We start from the raw sequence: 11,982 nt of genomic DNA, 5'->3' as shown, positions 1-11,982 counted from the left end.
TTGTCATGAGTAAGACTTATGTTGGTACCAATAAATTTGAAAAAGTAAAACGGAAAGATTTTCTCAAGTTGCAAAGACAGTATCTCGAAAATATGAGCGGAATAATCAAAATGGAAACAGGAATTGACATTGATCCAAATTCTTCGCGGAAGCAATTAGGTTTTCAGCCCTTGGAAACAGAATAGAGCCGTTAAGAATATAAAACACAACATAGTATTATGAGAACACATCAGCGATACATTACATTGACCTTATTGTGTATATTGGCATTGCAACTCCATGCACAAATAACGCTGACTGGAGTTGTACGCCTACAACGGACGAGACAGCCTCTGTCAGGTGTGATGGTCAATCTGAAACAAAAAGGCAGTAAACGTATCCTGAAATTCATACGAACTCAAGCTGATGGCAGTTACAAGTTGCAGACTTCTACACCACTTGCAGGCAACGAACTGCAATTCTCCTTGATTGGCTACGCCACAGAGATACTCTCACTTTCGGAAGGACAGACACAATACGACATGATGATGACAGAAAAGTCTATCGAACTGAGAGAAGTCATTGTGAAAGCCCCAAGCATTCGTCAGCGTGGCGACACACTTGCCTACAACGTGGCAAGTTTTGCCGACATCAACGACAAGTCGTTGGCAGACGTTTTGAAGAAAATGCCAGGGATAGAGGTGTCGGAAAGTGGAGAGATAAAACACAATGGCAAGCCTCTAAATAAATTCTATATTGAGGGACGCGATATGTTGGGTAATCGCTACAATTTGGCTACTACCAATATTCATCAAACAGACGTTGCATCCGTGGAAGTGCTGCAAAACCATCAGCCCATCAAAGCCCTTGATGATATGTCGTTTTCGGAGAGTCCCGCCATCAATATCAAATTGAAAGAGGCTGCAAAGAGCCGATTAGTAGGCACAATCAAGGCGGGTGGAGGCTTTCATCCAAACGTTTGGGAGGGAGAGGCTGCACTGATGCGCTTTGCTAAGAAAGCACAACTACTCAATACATTGAAGAGCAATAATATCGGAACAGACGTTACAAGGGACAACATGGTATTGATAGATGATATAGGCAGTAGTTTTCTGAGTCGCAACTATGCTTTGAAGAACCATATTAATGTAATCCCCGACCGATTGATGGACATCAGTGAGAATAGAGTACGCAAGAATCAGACACACACCATTTCGATGAATAATCTTTGGGGTGTTGGAAAAAACACCGACCTATCCACACAGCTACTTTACTCACACGATCGATTAGTATCGGCTTCATGCTCGCAAACCTCTTATTTCCTCAATGACAGCACAATTTTGACCAACGAAAACCAAAAGGCAAAGACCCGACAGAACAAACTCTCGGCAAGCATTGCACTGAACACGAATACCAGCAGATTGTATTTTACCAACACCCTCTCAACCGATTTACAATGGAACGACACCGACATAGATATTGAAGGAACTTATCCAAATCGTCAGACAGCTCGACAGCCATCGTATAAGGTTCACGACAAGTTTGAACTGCTCAGACGTACAGGTAACCAAGCGTTCACATTCAATTTCTACAATGCTTATATGTCAAATCCACACACATTATTGGTGCAGCGACCTAATGGAACGCAACAACAGAATGTGCGCTCTCAGGCTTTCTTTAGCAATAGTAGCACCTCGTTGGGCTATTATCTGAAACCCTTCATGGTATCAATGAAGTTAGGGTTGGTTGTTCTGAGCCGAAGTATGAGAAGTACAGCCGATGGTATACCCGACTCATTAGGTTTGGTACACAATCATGTTGATATGACCTACCTTCGTGTCTACGTTTCTCCTGAAGCCGAATTTAAAAGTGGCGGATGGCAAGTTAGATTGACATTGCCCATAAGTTATACTCCCTATTTCTTTAAAGACAAATTTGTTCAGACTTCCAACAACCACCATAAAGTAATCGTTTCGCCCTATGTTTATCTGCAATACCTATTCTCTTCCAAGTTTAAGATGTCGCTTTCGGGAAGTATATCTCAAAACGAAATTAGAGAACAGAATTTTTACAATGGACTGATACTTAGTGATTATAGAAATCTGAACACAGGTTTTGTGAATTATGATAGCGAACAAGGTAAATCTCTATCATTGTCTTTCGATTACAAACAACCCTTGAATACGCTTTTTGCCAATGTCTACATCACTCGTTCATGGAACGAAAGCACACTGACCACCTCTCGTCGATTTATAGATGACTATATTCTGAACTCGTATTTTGCTCGAAAAACCCACTCAAATACTTGGATGACAGGCGCAAGAATGAGCAAGGGACTCAACCTTCTTCGAGGAATGATAAGTGTTTCTACGGATTATATGAGTTTCAATGGTGCATTAGTCCAAAACGACAATCTCTCTCATTATCAATCAAACTTATGGAGTATTACGACTAAAGTCAATATTCATCCTCTTAAATGGCTTGGGATGAACTATGAGATAACATACAGCAACGAATCAATGACGTTTAAAGATATTGATATACGTTCCTCGTCCAATAACCTTTCACAGCGTTTTTCTTGCAATCTAAACATTACAAAGGCTTGGCTGCTGAAACTATCAGGAGAACATTACAGCAATCAGTTGTCCGATAACACGCATAAACAACTCTTGCTTACCGATTTCTCCACCTCCTATACCTTTGTACATGGTGTGGAACTGAGCCTTAACGTGCGTAACTTATTTAATCAAAAGACCTATGCCTACACCAGTTATACCGATCTGATGCAGATACGTCAGGAATATGAACTACGCCCAAGAAACATTTTGGCATCTGTGTTTTTCCATTTCTAAACTTAATTATGAGAAACTTTCCTTTGATAAAACAACATGATGCCATGCAATGTGGTATATCCTGCTTGCAAATGATATGTAAATACTTTGATAATACTTAGTCGTTCCTCAAGAACTCGACTTACAACCAGCAAATGGTATTGGATAACACCTTTGTTTCATTAGTCGGCATAGATGGAGCTAAGGGAATTGATAAAAATATTAGGGAAATGTGACCAATAAACCATTTTCTATCAAGATACAAATCTTTGATAATCTATATTTTACACTTTTTCTTTAAGAAAGTGTAAAATGTGTAATCATTTTTTTGTTATATCTTTACGAAATAATTAATTTTGCTTTCAAATAATCAAAATCAAACAACTATGAATAAACTTATTATAGTAATTGCATTGTTTTTATTTATTCCGATTAATGTATCTGCGGATAATATTCAGGAAATATATCTTACTGTTGAAATTGTCAAACCTGGACATAACGGACCAATATATAGATCGCCAACTCGTCCTATTGTTGCAACTTTAAATAATGCTATTCTGACTTTCAAAGATTTAAAAGAAGAGTATATTTTAACGCTTTGGGATGAGAATGGAACGCTTGTATATACAATGTATATTGTCCCGAATGTCTCAGATTATGTTTTACCCGCAAATCTTAAAGGGGACTATATGCTGAAGTTGAGTTCTGAAAGCAGCTCATATATGGGTAATATTTCCATAAATAGCTGATATAATTAGACATGCAAATGCCTATTATGGTATCATAAAAGCAGTAGAACTACATTAACAAATCCAACTAATAGCAAAAAATATCTTAAGATAAATATAGAGTAAGAAACGCTCGCAATTTTAAGGGACGAGTTCCTTTTAATATCTACGTTGACAAAAATCGCGATAAATGCCATTGTAGCTTGGGTAACTTAGCCAAGGTTTCAAAAAAATCTATAAGAATATTCTTTATAGATAATCTAAAAAATAAAAGAAATGGAAATTATAAAAATTCTTGAAAAGGGAGAACAGGTTTCAGAAAAACAGATGATAGATTTATGCGGAGGCACTGATTTAATGGCCAACACCAACAAAGCTATTGTCTATTGCAGTTGTGACGGAAATGGCGATAATACTAACAAAGGATTAATTTGCTCATGTGATGAAGACAAGCCGTTAAAGCCTAATAAAGATACTGGTGATGGTAAACCCATCAAGAGACCATAATTTATTACACTTGTAAAAACACTCTAGCGGGAACGAGTGAAAAATCCAATTTTCACTCGTTCTCTCAAAACTTAAAATTATATGGCTATAAAGGTAAGTAGATATACAATTTTTCATAGACAAAATGGGAAATTATATTTATATCATCAACTTAGCAAAGCATTATTGGAAATTGACGAAGAGATGTATAATGCATTAACAACATCAAATTTAGATATTATTCCTTCTGAAACGAAGCAATATCTTGAAAATGCTTTCGTATTAATAGATGAATCGATAGAGGAAAGTGATGCGATTAAAGCTGCAAATTTACATTGTAGATATAATTCTGATTCTATACGTATTACGATATTACCTACATTAAATTGTAATTTCCAGTGTTGGTATTGTTATGAAAATCACAAGCCCTCTAAAATTAGCAAAGATGGGATAAGTTCAATATTGAAATTTATAAAACAGGAAACCATCTCAAAATCAAAAAAGGCAATTATCCTTGATTGGTTTGGTGGAGAGCCGATGTTGTGTTTTAACAATATTATTTATCCATTTTCAAAACATCTTATATCTTGGTGCAAAAAAAATAATATAACGTTGTATAGTATGACGACAACTAACGGAAGCCTTATTAATGAAGACAACGTAGTGAAAATTAATGAAATAGGATTGTCGCAATTTCAAATAACGTTAGATGGTGGTAAAGAATTACACAACAAGACAAGATTTTCTAATAATATAAAAAATTCTTACGATAAAATTGTTTCAAATATACATCTACTTTGTGATAAAGTAGAAAACATAAACATTGAACTTAGAATCAATTATACGCCCGAAAACATACATACGTTAACATCTATTCTTGATAACTTTGATTATCATATTAGGCATAAAATCAAAGTATCACCACACATCGTTTGGCAAGAATCAGATAAGGTAATGGATTTAAGTAAAAATATCCAAGAGTTTTGTCAAGAAGCACTAAAAAAGGGATATGTTATTCCGAATAATATACTCAGGAATCGCTGTTTATCATGTTATACTGAAAACGCAGACCAATATGTAATAAACTATGATCTATCTGTATATAAATGCACTGCAAGGGATTTTGACAAACAATATTCAATAGGAAAAATTCTCCCAAATGGAAAATTCCTCCCAAATGGATTATATTATAAATATATCACCGAGCCAGCCCCTTTTATTAATGAAGTATGCCTAAAATGTAATATTCTACCCAGTTGTATGTTTGCGACATCGTGCTTACAGAAAAAAATTGAACGGTCGAATCATTCCTGTTGCAAGGAACTTATTAACAAAAATATCAACACTTTTATAAGTCAGAAAATAATATCACTATGCGATTGAAAATAATTTTGCTCTTCGTGTTATCCCTACTGGGACAGATAAGCGTTTACGGACAGGGCAGCGAAAAGAGAATTTTTGGCTACGTTGTGAATAGAAACGGGACACCCTTGGAGTATATTAACGTGACGGTAAGAAATCTTACGGATTCTACATTTATCACAGGAAAGCTCACAGACGAGAACGGACAGTTTGCGTTCGACAGCATTCCAGCCCCTGCTTATCTGGTATTCAGCTGTGTGGGCTACACGACTCGACAAGAGAGGGCCACTGAAGGCGAAATGAAGATTACGCTGGAAGAGAATCAGACGGAGCTCTCTGAGGTGGTCGTGCTCGGAGCCTATTCCACGAGGAAACCATCAGGAGTGCTCAGCGTCAGGATGCAGGGCAACCCGATAGCCGAAGGAAAGAACATCATGGAGGCACTGAGATACGTTCAAGGCATACAAGTGATCAACAATGATATTCTGGTGAACGGAAAAGACGGCACTCAGATATACCTCGGCGACAGGCTCATCTCCACGTCTGAATTGCAGGCTATTCCCGCATCGATGGTAAAGAAAGTGGAGATTACCTCAAATGCAAGAATCTCACATGGGAAGAATGCCAAAGGAGGCATCGTCAAGGTCACTCTCAAAGAGCAGGAAGGACTCATAGGAAACGTCGAAGCCGTCATACAGGCCGACAAGGTGGGACTGGTAGATTTAAGACTCTCTTCGGCAATACAGTACCAAAAAGGAAAGTTCACCCTCTACAACAACATCAAGGGGGGAATGGGAACATACAGGACACGATATGACAGGACCGACACCTATCCAAACCACACAGAACACAGGCACTCTGACTCAAAAAAGAAAGAGGCGGCCTTGATGGAGAACATCGGTCTGGCCTATAAATTGAGCTCCAGACAATCACTGAACCTCTACGGAGGGTTCTACTGCGTAAACGATAAAATAGATTTGGTGAATATTACAAACGGCCAAGTGGGATTCAGGAACAACGATGAAATGAAATTCTATGAGATCAATGCCGGCCTTTACTACAAGCTGGGATTGCTGGTGGGCGACGGCTCATACTTCTCGACAAAGGTGGAATACTCCAGACAGAAAACCAATACCGATGAAACCTATTTCAGGAATCAGGAAGACAACACCAATCTTGGTCAGAAGCTGGACTACATAACGGTAGATCCGCATTTGGAAATTAACTTCAAGGACGGAAGCAGTCTGAGCGGCGGGTTCCGATTCAGCAGAGTGGCAGACAACAACCAGACTGCCGGAATTAACAACCCACTGCTCAAAGGAATAAAAAAACAGGATTTCAGATTATCGGGAGGAGACAGTTCGCCGTGGATAGAATACGGACGGATGTTAGGCAAGAAAATTTATGTGCAAGCAGGAGCAGAATATCTCGTAACGAATATGCGGTATAAGGACCGGCTCAATCCTGAAGCCAACTATGAAGTAGATTTTAAGGTTGTAGATACTAACGTGCAGTTTCAATTTGTACTCAATTCCAAAAACAAGTCATTCCTGACACTGGCATACAAGAAAGACTATTCGCTGCCCAGTTATGGATATTACAGCCCACTGGCTATCTATCAGAACGAAAAACTCTACAGCATAGGAAACCAAAAACTAAAAGTAGAAAGTTATCACACTGCGGAGTTGAACTATTACGTGAACCCACGCTGGACGGTAACCTATCGACTGAAAACAGGAAAGGACATCATCCACATCATGGCACATCAGGACGAACAAAATCCCGAAGTGGTATATACACAGCCCGATAACGTGGGAAAACTGCTGCGGAACTATCTTTCCGTATCCTATACAAATAGGCTTCTAAAGTGTTGGAATACCAACAACCTCATATACACAAGCCACAACTATGAATCCATGCCGGAGTTGAAAGTCAGAAAACTTACCTTCGGATGGAGTCTGGACCAGCAAGTGGAACTGAGGGAGAACCTCGGCCTGATGCTTTCCTTCAACGGTGAGACACCACGGGAACGACTGAGCTACAGGACAGGAACCAGATATGGAGTTGATTTGGGTGCCTATACGATACTCTTCAATAATCGGATGAACATAAATCTTATGCTAAGCAACATCTTGCACAGCGACAACGAAATAACCTTCAAGACAGGCAACATAGAAATGAAACGCATTGATGTATCGCCCTTGACAAGAGTGAAACTGTCTGTCTCGTGGAACTTCTCCGCTGGCGAGAAGATAAAGCGACAAAAAAACAATATAGTGAACTCAACCTCCAGAGAAACACCAACTTTATGATGTCATTGGGCAAGAAAAGAATTATTTTCAGTCATCAGAGAGATGCAATGGACTGTGGTCCTACATGTTTGGCGATGATAGCCACATACTACAAACAGCATCCCGATATTGAACGGATACGAAGAAACTGCCCATCTGGTAAAAACGGAATTTCCTTACTTGGAGTTGATAGAGCTGCCAAAAAGATAGGATTTGACACTGTGGCTGGGTGCTTGGGAGTAAAAAGACTTGTACAAGGCAGTCCGTTCCCTTGCATCCTCCATTGGAATCAAAACCATTTCGTGGTACTCTACAAAGTCAAGAAAAGCAAGACGTTTTACATTGCAGACCCCGGAAAAGGACTTGTGAAATACGAACTTGAGGAGTTTAAGAAACACTGGATCAGCACGCAGTCGGGCGGTGAGGAAAAAGGTATTGCGATGTTCTTAGAGCCAATGCCTGCATTTTACGAAAATAAGATAGAAGACAGCACCAAAGAGGAACGGTCGTTTAAATTCCTCTTTGGTTATATCAAGCAATACCGCAAGTATTTCGGTCAGATTGTCTTGGGACTATTGGTGGGAAGCCTTTTGCAACTCATCCTGCCATTCCTCACACAGGCCATCGTCGATGTGGGCATCAAGAATCAGAATATCAGTTTTATCTGGCTGATACTTCTCGGACAACTGATGCTCACGGTGAGCCGCACCGCCATTGACTTCATCCGTCGATGGCTCTTGCTGCATATCTCCATGCGCATCAATATTTCGCTTGTGAGCGACTTCTTCATCAAGCTGCTCAAGCTGCCGATGTCGTTCTTCGACACCAAGCTGATGGGCGACCTCATGCAGCGCATGGGCGACCACAGCCGTGTGAACTCGTTTCTGACACAGCAAACTTTAAACATCGTGTTCTCGCTCTTCACCTTCGTGGTGTTCAGCATCGTGCTGCTTTCATACAACTGGCTCATATTCGTCATCTTCATGCTCGGCAGTCTGCTTTATGGCGGTTGGCTTGCGCTCTTCCTAAGGCGCAGAAAGGTTCTCGACTACGAACTTTTCGAGCAGCAAGCCATCAACAACAACAAGACCTACGAGTTTATCACCTCCATGCAGGAGATAAAACTCCAAGACTGCGAACAGCGCCGTCGCTGGGAATGGGAGGATGTGCAAGCCGACCTCTTCGGAGTGCAGATGAAATCGTTGAAGCTTCAGCAGACACAGGAGGCAGGCAGCATATTCATCAACGAACTGAAGAACATCGTCATCACCGTGGTGGCAGCAACCGCAGTGATCCACGGGCAACTCACACTGGGTATGATGCTCGCAGTGCAGTACATCATCGGACAACTCAACTCGCCAGTTGAGCAGTTGATGAGTTTCTTCTACTCCGTGCAAGATGTAAAGATAAGCCTTGAACGTATCAACGAAATCCACCGTATGGACGATGAGAACGGAAAGCAAGGATTGGAAACCTCAGTGAAAGAAGAAAACAAAGGCATAGAACTTGAAAGTGTAAACTTCAAGTACGACCCTCACGCACTGAAAACTATCATAGATGATGTAAGCCTCGCAATCCCTAAAGGCAAAGTAACAGCCATTGTCGGAGCGTCGGGTAGCGGAAAGACCACGCTCATCAAGCTCATGTTAGGCTATTATCCCGTATTGGGAGGTCGAATAACTATTGGCGGAACTGATGTAAACTCACTCAACAAGAAGTGGTGGCGCAGACAATGTGGTGTGGTGATGCAAGATGGAGTAATCTTTTCGGAGTCGATAGCACGTAACATTGCCGTAGATGACGGCGAGATAGATAAGGAGCGTTTGCAGAAGTCTGCCGAGATAGCCTGCATTCACGATTATGTGATGGGGCTGCCCCTAAAATACAACACCAAGATTGGGCGCGATGGTGTGGGCTTAAGTCAGGGACAAAAACAGCGCATCTTGATAGCGAGAGCCGTATACAAGAACCCTAATTATATTTTCCTTGATGAAGCTACCAACTCGCTCGATGCCAACAACGAACGTATGATTGTGGAACATCTGGACGAGTTCTATAAAGGTAAGACGGTAGTTATCGTGGCACACCGACTAAGTACGGTGAAGAATGCCGACCAGATTGTGGTATTAGATAAAGGTAAAGTAGTGGAAACAGGCAACCACGAAACACTCACAGCAAAGAGAGGCGCATATTATAACCTCGTGAAGAATCAATTGGAATTGGGCAACTAACAGCAGGAAGGAATATTATGGTAGACAATAAGATAGAACTCCGCAGCGAGAAGGTAAGGCATATTATTGGCGAGATACCATCAAGGATAGTCCGTTATGGTATCACGATTATCACCATTGTGATATTGGGACTGCTGACAGGTGCATACTTTATCCCTTATCCTGAGACCATCAGTGCAAGGATTGAGATGGCAGACGAACATCAAGGAACAATAGACATTCCCTATAAATATGTGAATTGGGTAACAAAAGGAATGACGGCAAACATAGAATTTGAGGGCTACGATGTCGAAACATACGGAACAGCCAATGGTACGATAACCGCCACATCGCATACACCCCGACAAACAGCAAAAGGTAGTGTGTTCACGGCACAGGTAAAGATAACGGATTGCAGGTATAAAACTATCAAGGGAATGACAGGCACAACATCCATACTCGTAAACAATGAAAGCGTGCTTCAAAGAATTGTCAAGCAAATAACAAACAGCATATAATCTCCTTTTTATCCGTAATAAAGCGATGAAAGAGAAAGGCAAATGTAGTTACTGCGTAGTACCATTATTTTCGAGTACTTTACTACAAGTTAATCCTTTTTTCTTTCACCGCTTTAACTCTTATTGTAGTAATGTAGTAAGATATAATCAGTGAAAGAAAAAGGAAATATATTCATCAGTTCTTGGTATTGCCCAACAGGAAGATTGGCGTTACAATGGCAGCCTCTGTCTGCAATTTTCTACTGATGTACTTTCTGAACAAATACGCTTCGGTGCTGCTTAACAGAAAGGACAGGGCAATGATAATTGAAAGAGGATAGAGCGGTGCATAACCTTTAAGTTGTCCGTTGATGAAAACAGGTTCTTCACCTGCACACCTTTCATCGGGATGCAGGTTGGAAGATTTCATAATCGTCTGAAGCCTATAATTGAGTTTTCTCCACGTCACACCGAAGAACCTCACAAGTTCACTCTCTGTCATGGCTATCTCTCCGTTTCCTTTGCGAATGACTTGCATTTTGCTGCCCCAATCAAAATAACTACGCTGATTGGAAGTGTTTGTTCTTATTTTTGGATTGTTGTTTGTTTTCATGCCGTTTCTTCCATTTTACAGATTACAATATCCGAAGGTTCACAAGCCTCTCTCTCCATAGTTTCCTTTTCCTTTACTGATTGCTTGGCAATGAGCCTGTCCATATCCTCTGATATCTTTTTGTCCGTCACCTGCGCATAAACTTGAGTGCTTGATATGGAGGCGTGTCCCATCATCTTGGCTATACTCTCAATAGGTATTCCTGCGCTAAGGCACATCGTGCCAAACGTATGCCTTGCCATGTGGAAGGAAAGTCTTTGGCGGATACCGCAAGCCTTTCCCACGATGCTCAGTTTGGTATCCATGACACTGCGGCTGCAATCACGGTGAAAAACAAGGTGGTCGCCTTTTTCTTTCACCGTCTGCTGTACCTCGCTTCTTTCCGGCTCTTTCCGGCAATGACTGATGATGGCTTCCGCTATGGGATGTAACGGCACGATGAACTCAACCTTGGTTTTCTGACGTTCCTTTCTTATATACATCTGTCCATCCGCTGTCGTTTGGATATGCTTGTATTCCAAATTTTCCATGTCTGAGATAGCCAAGCCTGTAAAGCAGGAAAAGATGAACATCTGTCTTGCTAACTCTGTTTCCTTGTCATTCATTCTCATTGACATAAGTTTCATTACATCGCTCTTTTGCATAAAACGTATCTTCTTTTCCTCCTTCTCATACTTGGCATTCTCAAACGGATTATAGCGTATAATCCTCTTGCTGACAGCACGGAACATTAGTCGGCTCAGCCAGCAGAGGTTGCTGTTGACGGTAGATGCTTTCAGTCCACGCTTTTTGAGAAAGAAGCGGTATTCCTCGAACAAGTCCTCTGTAATTATTCCGATGGGTATGTCCTGCACTCCTTTGTTTTCGACAAATTCACGGAGATTTCTGTCAGAATAGAACAGGTTCAGATAAGTGCCCTCTGCCCTTGACCTGCCAACGCTTTCTTTGACTGCTTGCAGTTCCGCCCTGCTCATGGCAAGGAGCG

General features: G+C 40.9%; 10 protein-coding genes and 1 pseudogene. 9 read left to right on the top strand and 2 right to left on the bottom strand.

The annotated features are described in order from the left end of the window. The 9 genes from E0E16_RS13980 to E0E16_RS10635 all read left to right on the top strand — a co-directional run. A partial coding sequence (locus E0E16_RS13980) for a hypothetical protein (protein WP_223177192.1) occupies window positions 1-185 on the top strand: 185 nt, incomplete at its 5' end. A 33-nt stretch (window positions 186-218) separates the two neighbouring features. Continuing rightward, complete coding sequence (locus E0E16_RS10670) at window positions 219-2,831, top strand: TonB-dependent receptor (protein ID WP_130830285.1); 2,613 nt, start codon at window positions 219-221, stop codon at window positions 2,829-2,831. An 8-nt stretch (window positions 2,832-2,839) separates the two neighbouring features. Further along, complete coding sequence (locus tag E0E16_RS10665) at window positions 2,840-2,932, top strand: cysteine peptidase family C39 domain-containing protein (protein WP_154655473.1); 93 nt, start codon at window positions 2,840-2,842, stop codon at window positions 2,930-2,932. Window positions 2,933-3,196: 264 nt separating this feature from the next. Beyond that, window positions 3,197-3,559, top strand: a complete 363-nt coding sequence (locus tag E0E16_RS10660; protein ID WP_025064782.1) for a hypothetical protein — start codon at window positions 3,197-3,199, stop codon at window positions 3,557-3,559. Window positions 3,560-3,814: 255 nt separating this feature from the next. Further along, on the top strand, window positions 3,815-4,045 hold the full coding sequence (locus tag E0E16_RS10655) for a hypothetical protein (protein WP_021670372.1): 231 nt from the start codon (window positions 3,815-3,817) through the stop codon (window positions 4,043-4,045). Window positions 4,046-4,126: 81 nt separating this feature from the next. Next, the gene (locus E0E16_RS10650) at window positions 4,127-5,407 is read left to right on the top strand and encodes a radical SAM protein (RefSeq protein ID WP_021670371.1); all 1,281 of its coding nucleotides are present in this window, start codon (window positions 4,127-4,129) and stop codon (window positions 5,405-5,407) included. Beyond that, a complete protein-coding gene (locus E0E16_RS10645; RefSeq protein ID WP_021670370.1) occupies window positions 5,398-7,698 on the top strand; it encodes an outer membrane beta-barrel protein in 2,301 nt (766 codons plus the stop codon). Before E0E16_RS10650 ends, E0E16_RS10645 begins: the two co-directional genes overlap by 10 nt. Beyond that, window positions 7,695-9,908, top strand: coding sequence for a peptidase domain-containing ABC transporter (locus E0E16_RS10640; protein ID WP_240048128.1), 2,214 nt, complete (start codon window positions 7,695-7,697; stop codon window positions 9,906-9,908). The genes E0E16_RS10645 and E0E16_RS10640 overlap by 4 nt, the downstream gene beginning before the upstream one ends. A gap of 17 nt (window positions 9,909-9,925) precedes the next feature. After that, a complete protein-coding gene (locus E0E16_RS10635) occupies window positions 9,926-10,405 on the top strand; it encodes an HlyD family efflux transporter periplasmic adaptor subunit (protein ID WP_021670368.1) in 480 nt (159 codons plus the stop codon). Between the two features lie 175 nt (window positions 10,406-10,580). Here the strand turns inward: E0E16_RS10635 and E0E16_RS10630 are convergent, their stop codons facing one another. Both E0E16_RS10630 and E0E16_RS10625 read right to left on the bottom strand, forming a co-directional pair. Then, window positions 10,581-10,997 (bottom strand): hypothetical protein, encoded by a 417-nt coding sequence (locus E0E16_RS10630; RefSeq protein ID WP_130830284.1) that lies wholly within the window; start codon window positions 10,995-10,997, stop codon window positions 10,581-10,583. Next, window positions 10,994-11,980: pseudogene (locus E0E16_RS10625) on the bottom strand (site-specific integrase); the annotation flags it as partial. The pseudogene E0E16_RS10625 and the gene E0E16_RS10630, both read right to left, overlap by 4 nt. Between the last annotated feature and the right edge of the window lie 2 nt (window positions 11,981-11,982).

The sequence above is a fragment of the Prevotella rectalis genome, assembly GCF_900607215.1.
In the GTDB taxonomy this organism is placed as follows: domain Bacteria; phylum Bacteroidota; class Bacteroidia; order Bacteroidales; family Bacteroidaceae; genus Prevotella; species Prevotella brunnea.
Note: the sequence above shows the minus strand (reverse complement) of the source record. Positions and strands in the feature narration are given on the sequence as shown.